The following is a 20,360-nucleotide window of genomic DNA, read 5'->3' as shown; positions in this document are numbered from 1 at the left end:
AGAATACCGCCGCGGCGGGTCCATGACCATGGGCGAACGTACCGGGGGGAGGGCGGCATCGCCCCGTGGGTCGATGCCGGGCGCGGCTTACAGCGTCGGCAGGCCTAGGGTGGCGGCGCACTGCTCCAGGGAGCGCTGCTGGGTCTGGGCGTACAACTGCAGTTCGTCGAGGGTGGCGCGCCCGAGGGCGTTTTCGAAGGCCTGGCGGTTGGAGTGTTCGGCGTAGTGGCTCTGGCTGTCGTCACCCAGGTTGGACTGGAAGATCCCGGCGGCGCTCACCGGCAGGAAATCCTCATAGACCAGGGGCTCGAAGCCCAGGTGCCCGGCTGCCAGCAGGGCCGGCAGGGTGGTGGGGCGCTGGGGCTCGGCGCGGGCCGCGAGCCCGGCTTCGCTGACGAAGTAGCGAAAGTACGCCAAGCCCTGTTCGCGCATGGCCGAGTGGCTGTCGGGAAACTCCCGGAAGTGCTCTTGCATCAGTTGGTTGTAGCGCTGGGCGTTGGCCTCGTTGGGGAAGTCGCCCAGGGCGTCGCGGGCGGCGTTCAGCAGGCGGTCGTAGAGCGCGCGGCCTTTGGGGGTCAGCGCTGCGCCGCGCTGTTCGATTTCGCCAAAGCGCGCGCTGTGGCTGCCTTGGCTGTCGGCCTGGTCGGTGAAGGCCACGGACTCCTCCAGGGCCTTGAAGCTGGTCTGGCGCAGCAGGATCGGGCAGTCCCGGCGCGGCGGGCCTTCGATCACCGCCTTGGGGGTGATGCCGTGCTCCGGCATGAGCTGCTGCACTTGATCGATGTCCAGGGTGCGCGGGGTCAGGTGGTTGATGTGCGGGCCCTTGAACGCCACCACGTCGGCGATCAAGCGGTGCTGGGCGCTGAGGCTGGCGTACTGGGCGGCGGTCACGGTGGCGTGGTGGTGCCAGCGGAAGGTTTCCAGGGCTTCCTGGATAAAGCGCTGGGCGTCGTCTTCATCCAGCCCGCCCTCGGCCTGGGCCTGCTCAATCAGCTCCAGCACCTTGGGGGTGAAGATCTGGCGCTGGGCCAGCACCTGTTGGGCAAAGCCTCGCAGTTCGGGGTTGTCGATCAGTTCCAGGCGCAGCAGCGAGGTAAAGACCCGGAACGGGCTGACCTGCAGGGCTTCTTCGTGCACCGCGCGAAAGGCCGTGGAATGCACCGGTACCCCGGCCGGGGTCAGGTCGTAGTAGCCCACCGGCTGCATGCCCATCACCGCGAACAACCGGGCCAGGGTCGCCAGCTCCGCGGCGGTGCCGACGCGGATCGCGCCGTGGCGCTCCAGGTCCAGGCGCTGCAGTTCGCCGCTGCGCTGCAGGTGCCGGGCAATCGCCGGTTGCTGCTCCAGCACCCGGGCATTGACCTGGGCCACCAGTTCCATCAGGGCGCCGTAGAGGGGCACCTCCTCGCGGTACATATCCGACATCGCCCGGGAAAATCCCTGGCGGATCAGGTCAGGACTGACGAAGCGCTGGTTGCTCATGGACAGGTTTCCCGTGGCAGTGGATGGCGAAGCGAGAGAGGTACGGATCGGCCTCGATTCTGCTGGCCGGTGCCGAGGCTGACAAACGAAGTTTCCTCTGAACTTCATTCTGCAAACGAATGCATGGGGGCGCTGGCTTGCAGCGCCTCTTGGGGCCGACGGGCAGATTCCCGCACGGCGGGCCCGAGCGGAGCGGGCAGGCTGCGCGCGCTGATGGCGTTTTGGAACTGTGTGGCTAGACTTGCAACGGTCGATCCCCCCGCTACCGCTCGCGGCATCTTTCCCATCGCTGGACGGAGGCAACTTGGCCCCTGCGCAGTACACCAGAGGAAAGGGACTGTCATTGGCCAGGAGGCTGTATAAATCGCGGATTCTCGGCTTGGGCCTGGGCTTGCTGTGCGTGGCTGCCGGGATGTGGCCGCTGCAACCGGCGCCCTGGGTCTGGGGGCTGATGCTGTTCAACGCCTTTGTCTGGCCGCACCTGGCCTATCAGTGGGCGCGCTGGGCACGGGTGCCGTTTCGCGCCGAGCACCGCAACTTGCTGGTGGACTCGCTGGCGGGCGGTTTCTGGGTGGCGGCCATGCACTTCAATCCGCTGCCGCTGGCCACCACCCTGGGGATGATGGCGATGAACAACATCGCCCTGGGCGGGGTGCGCTTCTTTCTCGCCGGCAGTCTGGCCCAGGCCCTGGGCATTGGCCTGGGCCTGTGGCTGTTCGGCCCGTCGTTCATCCCCCAGACCACGCCGCTGCAGCTGTACGCCTGTCTGCCGATGCTGACCCTGTACCCCATGACCCTGGGCTACATCTGCTACCGCCAGGCGGCCACCCTGGGGCAGCACAAGCGCGAGCTGCTGGCCCGCAGTCGCACCGACAGCCTGACCGGGCTACTCAATCACGGGGCCTGGAAGGACCAGCTGGAGGTCGAGTTCCAGCGCTGCAAGCGCCAGGGCCGCGGCGGCGCCATCGCCCTGATCGACATCGATCACTTCAAGGCCATCAACGACACCTACGGCCATGTGGCCGGTGATGGGGTGCTGCGCCAGTTGAGCAAGCTTCTGCGGCAGAACCTGCGGGCCAGCGACCAGGCCGGGCGTTATGGCGGCGACGAATTCTGCGTGATACTGCCGGACGTGCCGCTGGCCCATGCCGCGGATTTGATGGAGGCCCTGCGTGGGCGCTTTGCGGCCCTGGGTCATGAGCAGAACCCGGCGTTGCAGGTCAGCCTGAGCATTGGTCTGGCGGCCTTCAGTCTCGGGCATGACGAGGCCATGGACTGGCTCAACGATGCCGATCAGGCCTTGTATGTGGCCAAGAGTGGCGGTCGTAACAACGTCACCTGTCATCCGCCGCAGCTGCCTTCGCGCAAGGTGTTGAATCCTCTGTAACACCGGCTCCCCGTAGGAGCGGGCTCGCCGCGAAGGCTTCGGGCGCGGCGCAGGACTGGCGGCGCTCGCTTCGCCGGCAAGCCGGCTCCTACATCGGGTGCGGTCTGTAGGAGCGGGCTCGCCCGCGAAGGCTTCGGGCGTGGCGCGGGACTGGCGGCGCTCGCTTCGCCTGCAAGCCGGCTCCTACATCGGGTGCGGTCTGTAGGAGCGGGCTCGCCCGCGAAAGCTTCGGGCGTGGCGCGGGACTGGCGGCGCTCGCTTCGCCGGCAAGCCGGCTCCTACATCGGGTGCGGTCTGTAGGAGCGGGCTCGCCCGCGAAGGCTTCGGAGCGAGGCGCGGGATTGGCGGCGCTCGCTTCGCCGGCAAGCCGGCTCCTACAGGGCGGGGTGCAGGCGCCGGGCCAGTTCCAGGGCGCTGCGGGCGCTGGCGATGCCCGGCACCAGTTGGCTGAAGGGAATCTCGATCAGGCGCTGCTCGCGCACCGCCCGCAGCCGCGACAGCACGGGATCGCTGCCCAGCAACTGGCGCTTGCGCGAGGCCGGTGACCACAGGGCATCGGCCAACAGCAGCACGTCCGGGTCGTTGATCAGCAGCGTCTCGCTATTCACCCGCAGCTGCGGGTGATCGACAGAGGCCATGCTGTTGCGCGCTCCGGCGGCCTGCAGCAGCACGCCGACAAAACCGCGGCGACCCTGGCTGGCCAGGCCGTTGACCTCGCTGTCGAGGTAGAACACCGCAGGCCGGTTGCGTCCCTGGTACAGGGCCGCTGCCGCGTCGAGGTTGGCCTGTTGCTCGGCGATCAGTTGCGCGGCCCGGGTCTCCTGCTGCAACAGGCGGCCCAGGGTCAGCAGGTCGCGACGGATATGCCCGAAGTAGTCTTCGCTGTGCCCGGCGCAGGCCGACTCCAGCAGGTAGCTGCCTACGCCTATGGCGCTCAGGTGTCGTCGGGAGCTGAAGTTTTCCGGGAACGCTGAGGCAAAGCCGCCCACCACCAGATCGGGCTTGAGGCTGTAGAGCACTTCCGCCGAGGGATACTGCCGGGCGATCACCGGTACACCGTGGTAGTGCCCGTCGGCCCCGGCATCGTCGTCCAGGTAGGCCACGCCGATCATCGCTGGCCCGGCGCCCAGGGCCAGCAGCAGGTCGGCGCTGTGCTGGTTGAGGGCGACGATGCGCTGTGGCGGTCCGGCAATTTCCCAGCGCTTGCCGCAGTTTTCATAGTGCTGCGCCAGGGCCGGCAGGGCCGCCAGCCACAGCAGCAGGCCGAGCAGTCTGCTAGGCATGCGCCGGCCCTCCATAGGGCGTGGGAATCTGCAGTTGCGCCACCGGTTCGCCCTGGACCAGGTGCTGCTGCACCAGGCGCAGCACTTCGCCGTCATCGCGTACTCGATACCAGCAGCCATCCGGGTGCACGGTGAGTAGCGGTCCCAGGTTGCAGGGGAATTGGCAGGCGGTGCGGGTCAGCAGCACGCCGCCGGGTGTTTCCAGGTGCTCCAGGCGCAGCAGTTCGCGGCGCAGGGTCTTCCACAGCGCCAGGGCGCCGCGTCGCACGCAGCGCGGGCCGGTGCACAGGAACACCTGGCGGGCATGGGGCGGCACCCGTGACCAGTCCGGGTCGCTGGCCACCGCGTTGACCTTGTCGCAGGGCAGGTGGCGTTCGCGCTGGCCAATGCTGGCGCAGGCCTGGGCCGCGTCCAGCCCGCGGCGGCCCAAGGCCTGGGCGGTGACCCACGGTTGCGGCGCTTGCGGGTGGGCGCGGGCCAGGCGTCCCAGCTCGTCGCGCAGCCAATCCAGGTAGGCGCCGTCGGAGCTGGGCTCCAGGTCCACCACCAGCAGCGCCGCGCCGTTCTCGGGCAAGGGTTCGTCGAAGGCGGCCCAGAGGCTGTCGAAGCCGTCCAGGGTGTCGATCACCCGGGTGCTGGCGTCGTTGCCTCGCAGTTGATGAAGCTCGCGGCGAAACGCCTCGCCCAGGGCTCCGCTGTTCAGGCCGGGGCCGACGAACAGCACCCGTTGATAATCCTTGTGCATGGCACTCGTCCTCAGAAGCGGTAGGTGTAGCGCACCTCGGTGGTGAAGGGGCGCCCCAGGTTATCCACCCGTGGGGTGTTGCTGGCGATGCTGGTGCTGTAGTCGCGGTCGAAGAGGTTTTCCAGCAGCAGGCTCAGGCGATGCTGCCGGGCCGTGTCGAGGTAGCGATAGGCATCGGCGTCGACCACCGAATAGTGGCCGTAGTCGATCTTTTTCGGGCTGTCGATCTGGCCGATGTAGCGGATTGCCCCGCCCACGCCCCACATCTGGTCGGGGGCTTCGAAGCCCAGCCGCGAGCGGGCGAAGAAGCCGGGGATATTGCTCAGGGTCACGCCGTTGCGCGACTCCACCAGGTTGCGGGTCAGGTCCGCCGAGAGGGTCCACTGCGGGCTGAACTGCCAGCGCCCGTCGATCTCGATGCCGCGTACCTTGATCCGTCCCTGGCCATTGACCCAGTCGATGCCGTCGAGGGCGATCAGGTCGTCGATCTTGCGCTGGAACAGCGTGCCGCTGGCGTTGAAGTCGCCGGCCAGCAGGCTGCCCTGGTAGTCCAGGCCCAGCTCGGCATTCAGGCTCTTTTCCGGCTTGAGGTGGCGGTTGCCTCGTTCATCGTCCTCGTTGGCGAACAGTTGCTCGGCATTGGGCAGCTTGAAGGCACTGCCGAACTGGCCGCGCAGTTGCCAGTGGGGCGAGAGGTCATACAGCGAGGTGAGCATGCCCACCGTGGCGCTTTCGCCGCCGCTGATCTTCTCGTGACGCACGCCGATGCTCGGGTGCCAGTCGGGCAGGGCTGCCACTACCGGGCGCAACTGAGCGTAGAGGGCATTGGCCTGGGCGCTGTTGTCGTCGATCTTGAGCACGTCGTCCTGGCCCTTGAACCACTGGTTGTCGCTGCCGAACAGCAGCACGTGGCCGCCGTCCAGTTCGGCCTTGCCCTCGGCCTGCAGGCCCCAGTCGGTGAAGCCCCAGTAGTCGTTGTGGTTGATCACTTTGCTGCCCCCGCCCTCGGTGGTGTTGATGCGGGTATAGCGGGTGTCCCAGTCGTTGACATGGCCTTTGACGAAGTAGCTGAAACCTTCGCTCAGGCGCTGTTCGAAGGTCGCGGTGGCGATCTGCTGGATGCGCTCGTTGGTGGTCTTCTTGTTGTTCAGCGGGCGGGCGAAATCCAAGTTGGCGTCGCTGTACTGGTAGAACAGCTCCAGCCGCGAGTCGTCGGCAAAGCCCTGGATCGCCTTGGCGCCGAAGGTGGTCACTTCATAGCTGCGTTTCCTGTCCCGGGTGTTGGCGTTGTAGGCGCTGTTGCGAAACGGCTGGTAACCGTCGGAGCGGTTGTGGCTGACATAGGCCAAGAGGCCCAGGTCGCCCAGGCCGTTGCTGACGATGCGTTCGGCGCGGGCATCGCCGCTGGTGCCCATGAAGCTGTCCAGGCCCAGGTTGGCCTCGCCGGAGACGTCGCGGGTCTGCGGGTTGCGGGTGACGATGTTGATCACCCCGGACACTGCCTGGGTGCCGAACAGCAGGCTCTGGCCGCCCTTGAGCACCTCGATGCGCTCGATGGCGTTGGCCGGCAGGGTGTCCAGGTACAGGCCGCCGTACAGCCGGTTGTTCAGGCGCACGCCGTCCAGCAGGATCAGGGTGTCGTCGTTGCGCCCCCCCAGCAGGGAATAGGTGCCGTAGTCGAAGGGGCCGTTTTTCGGTGCTACGTACAGGCCCGGCACATACATCTGCAGGACCCGGGTGATGTCGCTGCTGGGGCCGGCGCGTTCGATCTGCTGGCGATCGATGATCTCCAGCTTGCTGCCGTAGCGGGCCATTTCGGCCACGGCGGTGGACTCCACCGAAGGGGCAAAAATCGATTGCGGCTGCAGTTCCAGTGGCGCGTCGTCCGCCAGCAGCAGGGGGCTGAACAGGCAGCCGAGCAGGGCGCCGCTCATGCCGCGGCGAGGTGCACGCCAGGCGCATGCAGGGAAGGTTTCGATCGTTGTCATTCTTGGTCTTCTCGAAAGTGTCTTCGGGAAGCACGCAGGAGAAGGTATCGGCCACGGGCGCGCGACCTTACCGGCCCATGCCCGCCCACCGCAGGATTGCCAAACAGAAGTTCCAGGCCGGTCTCCGGGCTTGCGAGTCTGGCGGCATTCGCCTTCCCATACCTTGGGTACAGTGGCCTGTTGAATGCAGCACTCGCTTACCGTTGCGGGGGCAGCACCGGACTAGCCCTGAAGGGGCGCACCGGTTTCCCGTTTCACCTCATGCACGGCGGCATGAGGCACCTGAAGCTGGGCAGCATGTTACGCAGCGAAGCTGCGAGCTCCAAGCTCCAAGTTTCAAGCGGCAAGCTAAAAGCTGTTGCTTGCAGCTTGAAGCTTGCCGCTTGCCGCTTGCCGCTTGCACTGCTCTGACTGTGTCACCGGGCTGCAGTTGCAGGCGCTTGGCGGTCAGGCGGTCCACCAGCAGGCAGCCGGATACCAGGCGCCCGGGAGCGGCGGTGATGCGGCAGCTCTCCAGGCGCCGGTTGTGAATCAGCCACACCGGCGCCTGCGCGTCCGGAGTGCCCACCAACAGGGGCAGGGTCTGGCTTTCACGCACGCTGCGGATCTTCGTCACCTCGGCCTCGATCAGCGGCCCGCCGTCGAAGATGTCGATGCAGCCCTGATGGTTGAAACCTTCGCCCCGCAGGATGCTCACCGCCTGTTCGGTGCTGTGGTGGGCCTGGCCGATGGCGGCCTGGGCGTCGGGGCTGAGCAGGCAGGTGTACAGCGGCTGGCGCGGCATGAGTTCGCTGATGAAGGACTTGCTGCCCTGGCTGGACAGGCGATTGGCCTGCTGGAAGTCCATCTTGAAGAAGTGCCGCCCCAGGCTGTCCCAGAACGGCGAACGGCCCTGGCTGTCGAGCTGGCCCCGCAACTCGGCCACCAGTTTGTCGCCGAACAGCTGCGGGTACTCGGCGACGAACAGCAGGCGCGCGGTGGACAGCAGGCGCCCGGCGTAGCCCTGGCGCTGGTCGTGGCGCAGGTACAGCGAGCAGAGCAGGGATTGCCCGGTCATCTCGTTGCACAGGAACAGGGTCGGAATCTCTCTGTCGATGCCCAGTTCCGGGGCGCGGCCGCGGCTGATGCCCAGCCGGTAGTGGTAGCTGGGCTCGCGCAGGCCGATGGCGCCGCTCACAGCGCAGACGCCGATCACTTGCAGATCGTCGTCCTCCAGCACGAACAGGTAGTCGGCATCGGCCCGTTCCACCTGATTGGCGAAGGTGCGCTGGGCCCAGCGCAGCCGATGAGCCAGGCGCTCGGGGTCGGTGGAGAGGTTGTTCAACTCGCGAGGGCTGCCTTGCAGCAGCTTCAGCAGCGCCGGCAGATCGCTGACGCGCACCGGACGGACGATCATGGCACAGCTCCCTGGCGCTGCCGGGGGCCGCGGTAAACCCCGGGGCGGCTCATAACGCCACTCCCCGCACCGGCTCGCCCGGTGTCAATTGCAGGGCCTGGAGCATCGCCTGATCCAGGCCGATCACGTCGCCCGGGGCTTCGTCGAGGGGCACGACGATCGCGCGAAAGCCCTGCAACCGGTCGTTGCTCAGCAGCCAGTGGCGGCCCTGGCCGCTCTGCGGGCTCAGGTAACTGACCGCGACCCGGCTCTGAATGATCGAGCGCAGCTGGTTGCTGCGTGCCTGCAGGGTCGGGCCGGCATCGAACAGGTCGACGTACTGGGTGGGCGCGAAGCCTTCGTCGACGAGGATGTCGCAGGCCTCCCGGGCCGCCGGATGAATGCGTCCGATGCAGTCCTGGGCCGGCTGCGGCAGCATCGGGATGTACAGCGGGTACTGGGGCATCAGTTCGGCGAGAAAGCCGCGACCCTGCAAGGCGCACAGGCGTTCGGCCTCGACATAGGGCAGGTCGAAGAAGTGCTGGCCCACCGCCGCCCAGAAGGGTGATTGGCCGGCCTCGTCGCTGTAGCCGACGATCTCGCTGATGCAAGTGTCGGCAAAGCGCCAGGGGTGCGCGGCGATGAACAGCAGGCGCGCGCGGGAGGTCAGTTGCGCCTGGGGCGTGCCCGCCAGCGCCGGATCGACATGGAAGCTGCGCAGCAGGGTCTGTTCGCTGAGGTCCTGGCACAGTGACAGGGTCGGCACGGCGTGTTCGATGTTCAGCTCTCGCGAGCTGCTGACGAAGGGGCGGTTGCGCAGGCTGTAGAAGGGCGTGGCAAAGCCGGCGGTGGCGAGGATGTCCGAGCAGCCGTGCAGTTGGCCGCTGTCCTGGTCCTCGAGCACCAGAAAATAGTTTTCCGGCCCCTGGCGGGCCTCGACCTTGGCGAAGGACGCCAGGGAGTCGAGGATCTTTTCCCGCAGGCAGGTTTCGTCATCCACCAGCGAAGTCACGCCCAGCAGGCGTGCGCCGGCCAGACGCAGCAGTTGAGGCAGATCGGATAACGCCACCGGACGCAAGGCCAGCATGGGTGTACTCCTGTATCAAGGGCCGTTCGCCGGGGGCGAACATCGGCCAGACATCACTGTCGGTGACCACGCAATTGCACGGCCGCGGTTTCCGGCGGCCGGTCCCCGGGGCGGCTTGTGGCGGCCGCACTCGGGGGCGCGACGCCATCCGGCGCCGCGCGGGGAGGCTCATGGCTTGAGCGGATCGGGCAGGGCCGCGGCGCTGCCCAGCTTGTTCAGCAGGAACAGGTAGACCAGCCCGGCGAGGATCCAGATGGCGCCGAGTTTCTGCGCGTCCACGCCCATGTTGTACATGATGGCGCAGACGATCACGAAGCCGATCACCGGGCAGATCAGGTGGCGCACCACCTGGCCGGATTTCTGCCGGCGCCAGTAGAAGTTGATCACGGTGATGTGCAGCAGCATGAAGCCGCTCAGGGCGCCGAAGTTGACCAGCGAGGTCAGGGTGTCCACCGAGTTGATGAACAGGTAGCAGATCAGCAGCGACAGCACCGCCACCAGGTAGATGCTGATGTGCGGGGTGTTGTGTTTCGGGTGCACCTTGGCCAGCACCTTGGGCAACTTGCCGTCGCGGGCCATGCCGAACAGCAGGCGCGACACCGCGGCCTGCGAAGTAATGGCCACCGCCACGCCCCAGGCCAGCGCCGTGGCCACCCCGGTGAGGGTCGCCAGCCAGCTGCCGGCGGCCAGTTCGGCGATCTCGTAGAAGGCGGTGTCGGCGGACTTGAAGCCCATGCCGGCGGCCAGGTCGGTGGCGATCCAGGTCTGCACCACGAAGATCGCGCCCATCACCAGCAGAGTGATCAGCGCCGCGCGACCGACGCTGCGGCCGGGGTCGCCCTTGACCTCTTCGGCCAGCGTGGAGATGGCGTCGAAGCCGAGGAACGACAGCACGGCGATGGACACGCCCTGCATCAGCAGGCCGAAGTGGAAGTTGTCCGGGCTGTACAGCGGCGCCAGGGTCAGCTGGCCGTGGCCGGCGCCGCCGTGCAGGGCGTTCCAGGCGTAGAACAGGAAGATTCCCAGGACCACCAGTTGCGCCAGCAGGAACAGGATGTTCATCCGCGCGGTGAAGGTGATGCCCCGCAGGTTGACGAAGGTGGCGCTGACCAGGAACGCCAGGATGAAACCGACCTTGGGCACTTCCGGGTACAGGTGGTTGAGCGCCATGGCGGCGTAGACGTAGAGCAGCGGCGGGATCAGCAGGTAGTCCAGGAGCATCAGCCAGCCGGCGAGAAAGCCGACATGCGGGTTGAGGCCGCGCTGGGCGTAGGAATACACCGAGCCGGCAATGGGGAAGGCGCGGGCCATGGCGCCGTAGCTCAGGGCGGTGAAGACCATCGCCACCATGCCGATGATGTAGGCCAGGGGCACCATCCCTGGGGCTTCCTGGTTGACGTAGCCGTAGACCCCGAACGGGGCGATGGGGATCATGAAAATCATCCCGTAGACCACCAGGTCACGCAGGCTCAGCCCGCGCTTGAGTTCCTGTTTGTAGCCGAATTCTTCAATCTCCATGAAGCGGTTCTCCTTGTAGCCAATGTAGGTGGACGAAGTCGGCACCGAGGGTCGTCATGGACACCTCGGGCGCCGCCTGTGTTTGAACCTGGCAGGGTTAAAGACACACCACAGCTTGTTTTCTTGTTGTCGTTGCAGTCCAGCAAAGCGTCCGGGTCGCGTTCAATCCTCTGGTTTTGCGGGTTACAGCAGCGGTGCCAGGCGGTCGCTCCAGCACTGCACGGCTTCGGGGCTGCGCAGCAGATCGTTGCGCACCTCGATCAGCACCGATTCCAGACCCCGGGCATCCCCGTGCACCGGCACGGTCATGTCGCTCAAGGGGTCGATTTCATAAGGCTGGTTGCCCGCCACCTTTATCGGCAGGGTCCACAAACCTTCCAGTATTCGCGCGGCGTAGGCCGTGGCGTTGCCATACAGCACGCCGACTTCCAACGAGCGCGGCTGGCTGTAGTAGATGGGTGTGAAGCTGTGGATCCCCACCACCCGCACTTCGCGGCCGGCGGCCAGGCGCCGGTCGATGATCCGTTGCAGACGCTGGTGAAACGGCGTGAACAGCTGCTGGCGGCGGTATTCGCGGGTCGCCTCGTCGAGGTGCTGGTTGCCCGGCACCTGATAGATCTCGCTCTGCAGCGGGATGCTGTCGGGGGCGTGGCGCGGCCGGTTGAGGTCGATCAGCAGGCGCGAATAGTTGGCCGCGATCAGGGTCGCGCCCAGGGCCTGGGACAGGCTCTGGGCCAGTTCCAGGGCGCCCGGGTCCCAGGCGATGTGCTCGCGAGCCGCCACCTTGTCCAGGCCCAGGTCGTGCAGGGCCGGTGGAATGTAGTGGCTGGCGTGCTCGCACACCAGGATCAGCGGATGCTCGGAGTCTTCCCGCAGCAGGTGGTAGGCCGGCTCGGTGTAGAGACCGTGCTCGGCGGATTTAGTACAGGTGTCCATAGTGCTCACAGAGTTCGGCAGCGGTCAGGTGCTCGGTCAGGGACACTTCCTTTTGTTTGACGGCGAAATAGGTGCTCAGCAGCGGTTCCGGCAGAGCCTGCAGCAATTCCGTGTTGCTGCGCAGGTAATCCAGGGCCTGGGGCAGGCTGCCCGGCAGGGGCACGATGCCGCTGGCCAGGCGTTGTTCGGCGCTCAGTTCATCGGGGACCTTGTCGGTCACCGCGTTCAGCGGCAGCGTCTGTTCGATGCCCAGGCGTCCGGCCATCAGGATCACCGCCATGGCCAGGTGTGGCGAGGCGGTGGCGTCCAGGGCGCGGAACTCCAGGTTGTACTGCGGCGCCAGGGGCTTGCCGCCGATGTCCACGGTGGGGCAGATGCGCAGCGAGGCTTCGCGGTTGCGCAGGCCCAGGCAGGCGTAGGAGGCGCTCCAGTGATGGGGCTGCAGGCGCTCGTAGGACAGCGGCGTAGGCGCGGTAAAGGCGCACAGCGCCGGCAGGTGCTTGAGCACCCCGGCGGCCCAGTGCTGACCCAGGCTCGACAGGTCGTCGCCACTCACCGCCTGGGGATCGTAGAGCAGCGGTTGGCCGTCCAGGTCTTGCAGGCTCAGGTGCAGGTGCACGCCGTTGCACACCGCGTCGGCGGCGGTCTTGGGGGCGAAGCTGACCCGCTGCCCGAGCTGTCGGGCGATTTCCCGGGTGATCTCGCGCACGTTCACCGCGCGGTCGGCGGCGGCCAGGCCCTGGGTCGGGCGGCAGGTGATCTCGTATTGCTGCTTGCCGTATTCGGGGAGGAACATTTCCGGCTCGACCCCGGCGGCCCGCAGCGCCGCCAGCAGCCAGCCACCGAAGGCCGCGCCCTGGCGCTGGGCTTCCAGGGAGAAGGCCAGGTGCTGGCGCTGGCCGCTGCCGGTATCGAGGTTGAATTCATGTTCGAAGGCGGCGGTGACCTGGATGCCCAGCTCGCGGTAGCGCTCTATTTCGTTGCGCAGCAGGGTGCGCGGGCAGGCGCCCCAGGGCCTGCCGTCAGTCTCGCAAATGTCGGCATGGATGAAGTCCAGGGGCGGCGCCGTGGCATCCGGCCCGGGTCCGACGCTGACCCGGCTGTCCAGGTCGGGAATCAGCCGCAGGTCGCCGTAGGCGCCCCAGGGGTTGTCCTCGGCGATCAGGTCCTGGGGCGTCAGGGCGCTGTTGGCCGGCACCCAGCCGCAGCCGCCGAGCCGGTAGCGCTCCAGCTCGTCGCTGGGGAACGAGCGGCCGCGGGTGACGCCGATCAGGTCGGTGGTGACCAGGCTGGTCATGGCCACCGGCGTCAGGGCCTCGATGCCCTGGCCGCGGCTCATCCGCGGATCTCCCGCAGGCGGCCGAGCACGGTGTCAGTGTCGGTGATCCAGCAGTAGCCCTTGATCGCGTTGAGGCAGGCCTGGTGCCGGGCATCGCTGTAGGTGGCGCAGGCGTCTTCCACCAGGGTCACCAGGTAGCCGCGATCGGCGGCGTCGCGCACCGCCATGTCCACGCACTGGTCGGTGACGATCCCGGCGACGATCAGGTGGCGGGTTTCCAGGTTGCGCAGCACGTAGTCGATGTTGGTGGAGTTGAACACCCCGGAGGAGGTCTTGGGCAGCACGATCTCGTTTTCCACCGGTGCCAGCTCGTCGATGATCGCCGCCTGGGGGCTGCCCTTGGGCAGGTGCATGTTCGACAGCTTGTGGTCCAGGGAGCGGTCGCGGCCGTCGGCGGTCAGGCTTTCGATCAGGGTGTGCAGCACGTTCTGCCGCGCTTCGCGCACCGCGGCCAGCAGGCGTTGCTGGTTGGGAATCACCTGTTGCCGGGCGCGCTGCAGGAAGGCTTGGCCCTCGGGCTCCTGCAAGTGCGGGTCGAACTGCGGCTCCAGCCAGGCGCGTTGCATGTCCACCAGCAGCAGGGCGGTGTGATCGACAACGAAGGGCAGGTCGCGGGGCGAACGGTGGGGCAGGCTGAACATCCTTATTTCTCCTCCAGCACATGGGTATCGAATTGCGCCCGCAGGGCATCGATGCCCTCCAGGCGTTGATCAAGATCGGCGCTGCGCGGGGTCAGGCAGGCGATCAGCGCCTCGACCTGGGCCAGCGCCGGCACCAGGGTGTCGAAGGGCGACAGGGATTCCACCGGGGCGCTGATGATCAGGTCCGCCAGCTCGCGCAGCGGCGAGGCATAAATGTCGGTGAACAGCACCACCCGGGCATGGCGTGCCTTGGCCGCGCTGGCCACCCGCAGCGCCTGGGACTGATAGCGGCGGTAGTCGAACAGCAGCACCAGGTCCTGGCGCTGGATATCGAACAGGCGGTCCGGCAGTTGCGCATTGTCTTCCAGCAGCAGGCAGCCGGGACGCATCAGGCGCAGGTGGTTGAGCAGGTAGTGGGCGAGGAAACTGCTGAAGCGTCCGCCGAAGCAGTACAGCGCGTGGCGGCTGTCCTGCAGCCAGTTCACGAGCACGCGCACGTCTTCGGGCTGGGTCAGGGCCTGGGTGTCCTGCAGGGCGCGCTGGCTGTCCGCCAGGTAGCGGCCCCAGGTGTCGCCCTGGGCCACTTGCGCCCGGGGGCGGAGCAGGGTGCTGGGGGACCGCAGGCGGTCGTCCATGTCGCTGAGCAGGGCTTCCTGGAACTCGCCGTAGCCGCTGAAACCGAGCTTCTTCACCAGCCGCACTATGGTCGGATCACTGACGCCTGCGTGCTCCGCCAGACGCGACATCGGCCCCAGGCCGTTGCGCGGGTAGTGGTCGAGCAGCGCGCGCACCACCTTGCGCTCTGCGGGCGTCAGGTCGAGGGCCGAGTCGGTGATCAGGTCTTTGAGAGAGGGCATCGGGGTGCCTTGGAAGGTGATGTCGGTTTTATTTCATGAAAAGGCGAAATTGATATTTATGTAATGGACGCTACATGTCTAGTGAAAAATTGTCTGATAGCAAAATGCCCTGAAATGGGGCGGGGTTGGGGGGCAGGGGGATGGGGTTTCGCCCTTACGGCGAGTCACTATATGTAGGAGCCGGCTTGCCGGCGAAGAGGGCGAAGAGGGCGAAGAGGGCCGTGAGGCATGCATCGCCCGGGCGGACGCCTTCGCTGGCAAGCCAGCTCCTACGGAGGGGGATAGGCCTGATCCATAAATCGAAAAGCCCCATCACTGCCCCGGCTTTTCACCCTGCCCGCGCTCACACTCGATCCCCAGTTCAATCAATTGCGCCAGAGGCACCGCCGGCGAGAAGAAGTACCCCTGGGCACAGCCAATGCCAATGCTGCGCAGAATATCGATCTGCTCCTGAGTCTCGACCCCTTCGGCGGTCAGCGTCGCCTGGTACAGGCGGGCGCTTTCCTGGGCGATGGAGACGGCGGTGCGCATCCGTTCGTAGTGCAGCAGCGAAATCATCGAGTGATCGATCTTCACTTCCGCAAAGGGGTATTTGGCCAGGATGCTCAGCGCCGAATAGCCGGTGCCGAAGTCGTCCAGGGACAGGGTCACGCCGTGATCCTTGAGCAGGAGCATGTTGTGGGCCACTTGGCGGGTGTCCTGCAGCAGGGTGTTTTCGGTCAGTTCCAGGGTCAGGCGGTGGCCGGGCAGGCCGCTCTCCTTGAGGCGCCGTATCAGCAGCACGGCAAAGTTGGCATCGCTCAGGGTCGAGGCTGAGACGTTCACCGCCAGGGGCCCCGACAAGCCGGCGTCGATGTAGCGCCGGGCGTCACGAATGACCGCTTCGATGGTCGACCATTCGAAGGCGTGCTGCAGGTCGTGGTGGCGGATGACCTCGAGAATCAGCAGCGGAGAAATGGCCGCGCCCTGTTCGTCCCGGGCCCGCAGCAACGCTTCGGCGCCGATCACCGTGCCCCGGCTCAGGCAGAACTTGGGCTGGTAGTGCAGCGGCGGGGCGTTGCTGCGGACCCATGCCAGCAACTGCTGGCGGATGCGTTCGTTGCTCTGGGCCTGTTCGATCAGCGACTGATGCAGGTAGCGCACGGGTTGGCGGCTGTCCTGCAAGGCCAGGCTGATGTTGCGCAAGGTGATGTTGGCGCTGCCGCCGGCGCAGGCGTCGATCACGCAGAACTGCAGCGTGGGAGGCAGGCCGCTGTCGCTGGGCAAGCGGGCCTGCAGGGTCGTCCTCAGGGTGGCCAGCAGGGCCGACTCCTCGACCTGGCGGATACTGCAATCGGGCAGGGCCAGTGCCAGGCTCAGGTCCGAGAACATGAATGGCCTGGGTTCGGTGGCGCTCAGCAGGACATGCCGGGCGGCGCCGTCCTGGAATTCCTGCGCCAGGCAGACCAGCAACTGATCGGTCCAGTCGTGGCCGTGAATGGCCACCAGGTCCTTGAGGTTGCCGACTTTGACCACGACCAGCGTGTGCCGCCCGAGCATCTTCGCCCCCTGTTGCAGCAGTTGCTCCAGATAGATGCTCAAGGCCCGGCGATTGGGCAGTTGCGTGGTCGGGTCGGTCAGCGCCTGTTGCAGCAGGCGCTGTTGGGCCTGCTGGTAGCCTGCCTCGCGACGCAGCATGGCGAGAATCAGGATGATCAGCGGCAGCGAGAACAGGGTCGAACTGAAGCGCAACGACAGCAACTGTGCGGCGATGGTCGAGTCGATGCTGCCCATCCAGTAGACCAGTGGCACCGGGGCAATGGCGGCACCGACCCGTACCAGCAGCACCAGGGTCATTTCCTTGAACTGCAGGGACCACAGGCGGCGCGATTCGAACCAGCGGTGCAGCAGCACGCCGCCCAGGGTCATCAGGCTGAAACTGAACAGGGCTTCGGCGAACAGCTCGCTGCTGGCGAACCAGAAACGCGCCAGCGCCACCAGCGCCAGGCAGGCCAGGCCGCCCCACCAGCCACCCAGCAAACCGGCGAGAAACAGCATGTCGTTGCTCGGGAACACCTTCACCGGCGTCTGCATGAACTGCGAGGCCAGGGCGATCAGGGTGACGTTGCTGGTTCCGAGAATCAGCCCCAGCAGGACCTTTTTCGACTTGATCAGGCGCTGGGCGTCTTCGCGCAGCATCAGCAGGGTGCTGAAGACCCCGACCATGGCCACGTATTGCAGCAGGATGATCGGCAACGTCGATGTGTTGACCGCAAGGTTGAGAGACATGGGCTCCCACATACCGCTGTGCATGGTTGTCGAACTGCCTGATGGGGGGCGAGATTGGGAAGGGGGTGGAGGAGGATAAAAGTCCGCTGCGGGGGTGGCCTATAAGGCATTTCTGTTTCTTGATGGGTTTATTCTTGAATTTTTTCGAGAGTTGTCTGGTTTTCCCTGCTGGGAATGCTCTCTGCGCTCGTGCTAAAAAACGCCTCAGCCCTGATTGCCCTTTGTCGAGATCGCCCCATTGCCGGCCACCCGCCTGACCCTGATCTGCCATGCCCGCACCGCCGCCCAGAAACAGGCGCGGCTGCCCCTGGACGAAGCCCTGGAAATGGACTGGCAGGCCCAGGCCCTGAGCCGGGCGACGGCCTTCAAGCCTGGGCTGCGGGTGCTTTGCGGTCCGGAGTTGCGCACTCGCCAGACCGCCACTCTGTTCTGTGCCGAGCCGCAAGTGCAGGAAGCCTTGCGCGACTGCGGCTTGGGCCTCTGGCAGGGGCTATCGATCAAGCAGTTGCAGGCGCGCGAGCCCCAGGCGCTGCAGGCCTGGCTCGCGGACCCGCACCTGGCGCCGCCGCAGGGTGAATCGGTGGCCCAGTTGTGCCAGCGCGTGGCGCAGTGGCTGCAAGACATGGCCACGCGCCCCGGGCACTGGCTGGCGGTGACCCATCCCTTTGTCATGCGTGCGGCGTTGCTGCAGGTGCTGCAGGCGCCCCTGGCGAGCTTCAACCTGCTGGATATCGAGCCCCTGGCCCGGCTCGACCTTAGCCACGCCGGCCGCTGGCGCCTGCGCCTGCTTGAATCGCCGGCCCCCGGTTAACCGCGACGCTCGTCGGTTGCGGCTGCCGTGCCGGCCACTGCAGTGCCTTGGAGAAAGCATTCTCATCGGGCCAAAGCCCCGCATACTGGCGGGCAGGCAAAACAGCGAGAGCAAGACCCATGAAAACCCTACAGGTCATCGGCATCGGCGCCGGCAACCCCGACTACATCACGATTCAGGCGATCAAGGCGCTGAACAGCTGCGATGTGGTGTTTCTCATGGACAAGGGGCCGAGCAAGGATTCGCTGATCGACCTGCGCCGCGAACTGTGCGAACGCTACATCACCGAGCGGCCCTTTCGTTTCGTCGAGGCACAGAACCCCGAGCGCGAACGTGGCGATGTCGACTACCAGGCCAGCGTGCAGGCGCTGAACCGCGACAAGCAGCAGGTCTTCGAGCGCCTGATCAACGAGGAACTGGCCGATGGGGAAACCGGCGCCTTCCTGACCTGGGGCGATCCGGCGCTGTACGACAGCACCTTGCGCATCCTGGAGCAGATCCTCGCCAGCGGCGCGGCGCAGTTCGACTATCAGGTGATCCCCGGCATCACCAGCGTCCAGGCCCTGGCCGCCCGGCACAAAGTGCCGCTGAACCGCGTCGGCCGCTCCGTGGAAATCACCACCGGCCGGCGCCTGGCGGCGGGGCAGGCCAGCGATGCCGACAGCCTGGTGGTGATGCTCGATGCCGAGGATTCCTATCGCCAGCTGCGCAACCAGGACCTGGACATCTATTGGGGCGCCTACCTGGGCACCGCGGACGAGATCCTCATTTCCGGGCGGCTTGACGAGGTCGCCGAGCAGATCCAGCAGGTGCGTCGCCAAGCGCGGCAGACTCATGGCTGGATCATGGACACCTACCTGCTGCGCAAGCCGCAGGCTTAGGCTCTGCTCGCAATGGACGCCACTGAATGAGTGGCGTGTGGTTCGCCGGCAAGCCGGCTCCTACGCAAGGGGTTTTCGGCCGAAGCGCTCGCGGTAGGCCGAAGGCGGCAGGCCCACCAGGCCGCGAAAGGCCACGCGAAAACTTTCCACCGAACGATAACCGCAACGCAGGGCGATGCTTTCTGTGGTTTCGCTGCCGCTTTCCAGCAGCTCCCGGGCCCGGGCCATTCGCTCATGCTGCAACCAGGCCTTGGGCGAGGCGCCGGTGGCGTCGCTGAAACGCCGCAGGAAGGTTCGCTCGCTCATCAGGGCCCGGGCCGCCAGGTCGCTCACCGCCAGCGGCTCATGCAGGCGCTCCCGAGCCCATTGCATGACCCGCGACAGATCGCTGCGCGGGGTGCGGCTGACGGGCGCGGGAATGAACTGGGCCTGACCGCCGGTACGCTGGGGCGACATCACCAGGCGCCGGGCCACGCTGTTGGCCACCTGGGTGCCGAAGTCCCGGGCCACCAGGTGCAGGCAGGCATCGATGCCGGCGGCGCTGCCTGCGGACGTGATCAACTGCCCGGAATCGACGTAGAGCACATCCGGATCCACCGAGATGTCCGGGAAGCGCTCGGCCAGCTCTTGGGTGTAGCGCCAGTGGGTGGTGGCGCCCAGGCCGTTGAGCAGGCCGCTGGCCGCCAGGGCGAAGACCCCCGAGCAGATCGACAGCAACCGCGCGCCGCGATGGTAGGCCCGGCGCAGGGCTTCCAGCAGCCTGGGCGGCGGTGCCTGATCGCGGTTGCGCCAGCCGGGAATGATGATGGTCCGGGCCTGCTCCAGCAGTTCCAGGCCGCCATCGGCCAGTATCCGGATACCGCCCGCAGCGCGCATCGGCCCCGGGTCCACGGCGACGATGCAGTGCTCATACCAGGGAAAATCGAACTCCGGCCGGGCCAGGCCGAAGATTTCCACGGCAATGCCGAATTCGAAGGTGCAAAGGCCGTCGTAAGCCAGGATCGCGACCAGGCCGGGGGAATTGTGCATTTGGCGGAAAGTTACCAGTCGATGTCCGGGGCGCCACTTTAGCGCGGCGGGGCAGGGCCTATAAAGTCCTCCCACCTTAATCGCGAGTTTCTGGAGACGCCCATGACCAGCCTGGTCCGTAGCACTGCCGCCGCTCCTTCGGCCATTGCCCTGATGCATTTTTGCAACCGCCTGACCTTTGAAACCGACTGTTCCGACGTCTACCGCAGCCAGGAGACTGGCGAAGTGGATTTTGTCCTGGTGGATGTGCGTGGCCCCGAGGCCTTTGCCCGTGGCCATGTGCCCGGGGCGATCAATCTGCCCGGGCATGGGCTTTGCGCCGAACAGCTGGCCGGTTATCCGCGCGACACCCTGTTCGTGGTGTATTGCGCCGGCCCGCATTGCAATGGCGCGAACAAGGCGGCGGTCAAGCTGGCGGCCCTGGAATACCCGGTCAAGGAAATGATCGGCGGCATCACCGGCTGGCTGGCTGAGGGCTTCCCGCTTAGCAGCGGGCAGCCATGCCGCGAGGGGGCGGATCTGTCCTGCGCCTGCTGAAGGGCGCCCCCCGCTGGCGGCGGCCTCAGGCTGTCGCCAGGGGGGATGTGTCGGTAAACATGGGCCGTTTTGAGGCGAACGTCGGGTTTTTCAGGCACACATGCACCAAGCAGGGGCGTGGGGAGAGATGCGGGGATACAGTCGCAGGTTTTTTGTAAGTATTTGTCGCATAAACACAATTTGCCGCTTCGGAGCC

The 20,360-nt window shown here is 66.5% G+C and carries 17 protein-coding genes and 1 riboswitch; of the genes, 4 read left to right on the top strand and 13 right to left on the bottom strand.

From position 1 onward, the window contains the following. Nucleotides 1-87 precede the first annotated feature (87 nt). Nucleotides 88-1,482, bottom strand: a complete 1,395-nt coding sequence (gene hglS, locus BLV47_RS18590) for a 2-oxoadipate dioxygenase/decarboxylase HglS (RefSeq protein ID WP_208605280.1) — start codon at nucleotides 1,480-1,482, stop codon at nucleotides 88-90. Between the two features lie 304 nt (nucleotides 1,483-1,786). On the opposite strand from hglS, the gene BLV47_RS18585 reads away from it, so the two are divergent. Further along, entirely contained in the window at nucleotides 1,787-2,869 is a 1,083-nt protein-coding gene (locus tag BLV47_RS18585; RefSeq protein ID WP_092315972.1) for a diguanylate cyclase, read from the top strand. Between the two features lie 374 nt (nucleotides 2,870-3,243). Here the strand turns inward: BLV47_RS18585 and BLV47_RS18580 are convergent, their stop codons facing one another. The 11 genes from BLV47_RS18580 to BLV47_RS18530 all read right to left on the bottom strand — a co-directional run bounded on the left by BLV47_RS18580 (nucleotide 3,244) and on the right by BLV47_RS18530 (nucleotide 16,906). After that, nucleotides 3,244-4,152 (bottom strand): ABC transporter substrate-binding protein, encoded by a 909-nt coding sequence (locus BLV47_RS18580; protein WP_092315970.1) that lies wholly within the window; start codon nucleotides 4,150-4,152, stop codon nucleotides 3,244-3,246. Beyond that, a complete protein-coding gene (locus BLV47_RS18575) occupies nucleotides 4,145-4,897 on the bottom strand; it encodes a (2Fe-2S) ferredoxin domain-containing protein (protein ID WP_092315968.1) in 753 nt (250 codons plus the stop codon). Before BLV47_RS18575 ends, BLV47_RS18580 begins: the two co-directional genes overlap by 8 nt. An 11-nt stretch (nucleotides 4,898-4,908) precedes the next feature. Next, the gene (locus BLV47_RS18570) at nucleotides 4,909-6,831 is read right to left on the bottom strand and encodes a TonB-dependent receptor plug domain-containing protein (protein ID WP_092315966.1); all 1,923 of its coding nucleotides are present in this window, start codon (nucleotides 6,829-6,831) and stop codon (nucleotides 4,909-4,911) included. A gap of 152 nt (nucleotides 6,832-6,983) precedes the next feature. Then, nucleotides 6,984-7,186: riboswitch (cobalamin riboswitch) on the bottom strand. Further along, nucleotides 7,145-8,281, bottom strand: a complete 1,137-nt coding sequence (locus tag BLV47_RS18565) for an arginine N-succinyltransferase (protein ID WP_167365673.1) — start codon at nucleotides 8,279-8,281, stop codon at nucleotides 7,145-7,147. Its footprint overlaps the riboswitch before it by 42 nt. Before the next feature lie 49 nt (nucleotides 8,282-8,330). After that, complete coding sequence (locus BLV47_RS18560; RefSeq protein WP_092315964.1) at nucleotides 8,331-9,347, bottom strand: arginine N-succinyltransferase; 1,017 nt, start codon at nucleotides 9,345-9,347, stop codon at nucleotides 8,331-8,333. A gap of 168 nt (nucleotides 9,348-9,515) precedes the next feature. After that, entirely contained in the window at nucleotides 9,516-10,865 is a 1,350-nt protein-coding gene (locus BLV47_RS18555) for an APC family permease (RefSeq protein WP_092315962.1), read from the bottom strand. A gap of 183 nt (nucleotides 10,866-11,048) precedes the next feature. Continuing rightward, nucleotides 11,049-11,801 carry an N-formylglutamate amidohydrolase gene (locus BLV47_RS18550; protein WP_092315960.1) on the bottom strand — a complete coding sequence of 251 codons (753 nt, stop codon included), beginning with the start codon at nucleotides 11,799-11,801 and terminating at the stop codon, nucleotides 11,049-11,051. Continuing rightward, nucleotides 11,785-13,140 (bottom strand): glutamine synthetase family protein, encoded by a 1,356-nt coding sequence (locus tag BLV47_RS18545; protein WP_092315958.1) that lies wholly within the window; start codon nucleotides 13,138-13,140, stop codon nucleotides 11,785-11,787. The genes BLV47_RS18550 and BLV47_RS18545 overlap by 17 nt, the downstream gene beginning before the upstream one ends. Further along, the gene (locus BLV47_RS18540; protein WP_092315956.1) at nucleotides 13,137-13,781 is read right to left on the bottom strand and encodes a cysteine hydrolase family protein; all 645 of its coding nucleotides are present in this window, start codon (nucleotides 13,779-13,781) and stop codon (nucleotides 13,137-13,139) included. Before BLV47_RS18540 ends, BLV47_RS18545 begins: the two co-directional genes overlap by 4 nt. A gap of 2 nt (nucleotides 13,782-13,783) precedes the next feature. Next, nucleotides 13,784-14,638, bottom strand: a complete 855-nt coding sequence (locus BLV47_RS18535; RefSeq protein ID WP_092315954.1) for a MurR/RpiR family transcriptional regulator — start codon at nucleotides 14,636-14,638, stop codon at nucleotides 13,784-13,786. 312 nt (nucleotides 14,639-14,950) lie between these two features. After that, the gene (locus BLV47_RS18530) at nucleotides 14,951-16,906 is read right to left on the bottom strand and encodes an EAL domain-containing protein (protein WP_167365672.1); all 1,956 of its coding nucleotides are present in this window, start codon (nucleotides 16,904-16,906) and stop codon (nucleotides 14,951-14,953) included. A gap of 238 nt (nucleotides 16,907-17,144) precedes the next feature. Between BLV47_RS18530 and BLV47_RS18525 the strand changes: the two genes are divergently transcribed. Together BLV47_RS18525 and cobF are read left to right on the top strand one after the other, a co-directional pair. Then, nucleotides 17,145-17,717 (top strand): histidine phosphatase family protein, encoded by a 573-nt coding sequence (locus tag BLV47_RS18525; RefSeq protein ID WP_092315950.1) that lies wholly within the window; start codon nucleotides 17,145-17,147, stop codon nucleotides 17,715-17,717. A gap of 119 nt (nucleotides 17,718-17,836) precedes the next feature. Continuing rightward, nucleotides 17,837-18,598: a precorrin-6A synthase (deacetylating) gene (cobF, locus tag BLV47_RS18520; RefSeq protein WP_092315948.1), complete on the top strand. Its 762-nt coding sequence runs from the start codon at nucleotides 17,837-17,839 to the stop codon at nucleotides 18,596-18,598. Nucleotides 18,599-18,658: 60 nt separating this feature from the next. Here the strand turns inward: cobF and ftrA are convergent, their stop codons facing one another. Continuing rightward, on the bottom strand, nucleotides 18,659-19,627 hold the full coding sequence (ftrA, locus tag BLV47_RS18515) for a transcriptional regulator FtrA (protein ID WP_092315946.1): 969 nt from the start codon (nucleotides 19,625-19,627) through the stop codon (nucleotides 18,659-18,661). A gap of 102 nt (nucleotides 19,628-19,729) precedes the next feature. Here ftrA and BLV47_RS18510 point away from each other — a divergent pair, with 102 nt between their 5' ends. After that, entirely contained in the window at nucleotides 19,730-20,164 is a 435-nt protein-coding gene (locus tag BLV47_RS18510) for a rhodanese-like domain-containing protein (RefSeq protein WP_092315944.1), read from the top strand. The last annotated feature ends 196 nt before the right edge of the window (nucleotides 20,165-20,360 follow it).

Origin of the sequence: Pseudomonas saponiphila (assembly GCF_900105185.1) — a bacterium.
Taxonomy (GTDB): domain Bacteria; phylum Pseudomonadota; class Gammaproteobacteria; order Pseudomonadales; family Pseudomonadaceae; genus Aquipseudomonas; species Aquipseudomonas saponiphila.
The sequence above is the reverse complement of the archived record's forward strand: the minus strand, read 5'-3'. Positions and strand labels throughout refer to the sequence as shown.

What these genes read in the sequence shown, in the direction of transcription:
- BLV47_RS18535 (WP_092315954.1), bottom strand. Translation starts at nt 14,638, where the DNA reads ATGCCCTCTCTCAAAGACCTGATCACCGACTCGGCCCTCGACCTGACG.
- BLV47_RS18510 (WP_092315944.1), top strand. Translation starts at nt 19,730, where the DNA reads ATGACCAGCCTGGTCCGTAGCACTGCCGCCGCTCCTTCGGCCATTGCC.
- hglS (WP_208605280.1), bottom strand. Translation starts at nt 1,482, where the DNA reads ATGAGCAACCAGCGCTTCGTCAGTCCTGACCTGATCCGCCAGGGATTT.
- BLV47_RS18555 (WP_092315962.1), bottom strand. Translation starts at nt 10,865, where the DNA reads ATGGAGATTGAAGAATTCGGCTACAAACAGGAACTCAAGCGCGGGCTG.
- BLV47_RS18565 (WP_167365673.1), bottom strand. Translation starts at nt 8,281, where the DNA reads ATGATCGTCCGTCCGGTGCGCGTCAGCGATCTGCCGGCGCTGCTGAAG.
- BLV47_RS18540 (WP_092315956.1), bottom strand. Translation starts at nt 13,781, where the DNA reads ATGTTCAGCCTGCCCCACCGTTCGCCCCGCGACCTGCCCTTCGTTGTC.
- BLV47_RS18545 (WP_092315958.1), bottom strand. Translation starts at nt 13,140, where the DNA reads ATGAGCCGCGGCCAGGGCATCGAGGCCCTGACGCCGGTGGCCATGACC.
- BLV47_RS18580 (WP_092315970.1), bottom strand. Translation starts at nt 4,152, where the DNA reads ATGCCTAGCAGACTGCTCGGCCTGCTGCTGTGGCTGGCGGCCCTGCCG.
- BLV47_RS18570 (WP_092315966.1), bottom strand. Translation starts at nt 6,831, where the DNA reads ATGAGCGGCGCCCTGCTCGGCTGCCTGTTCAGCCCCCTGCTGCTGGCG.
- BLV47_RS18530 (WP_167365672.1), bottom strand. Translation starts at nt 16,906, where the DNA reads ATGTCTCTCAACCTTGCGGTCAACACATCGACGTTGCCGATCATCCTG.
- cobF (WP_092315948.1), top strand. Translation starts at nt 17,837, where the DNA reads ATGAAAACCCTACAGGTCATCGGCATCGGCGCCGGCAACCCCGACTAC.
- BLV47_RS18575 (WP_092315968.1), bottom strand. Translation starts at nt 4,897, where the DNA reads ATGCACAAGGATTATCAACGGGTGCTGTTCGTCGGCCCCGGCCTGAAC.
- ftrA (WP_092315946.1), bottom strand. Translation starts at nt 19,627, where the DNA reads ATGCACAATTCCCCCGGCCTGGTCGCGATCCTGGCTTACGACGGCCTT.
- BLV47_RS18550 (WP_092315960.1), bottom strand. Translation starts at nt 11,801, where the DNA reads ATGGACACCTGTACTAAATCCGCCGAGCACGGTCTCTACACCGAGCCG.
- BLV47_RS18560 (WP_092315964.1), bottom strand. Translation starts at nt 9,347, where the DNA reads ATGCTGGCCTTGCGTCCGGTGGCGTTATCCGATCTGCCTCAACTGCTG.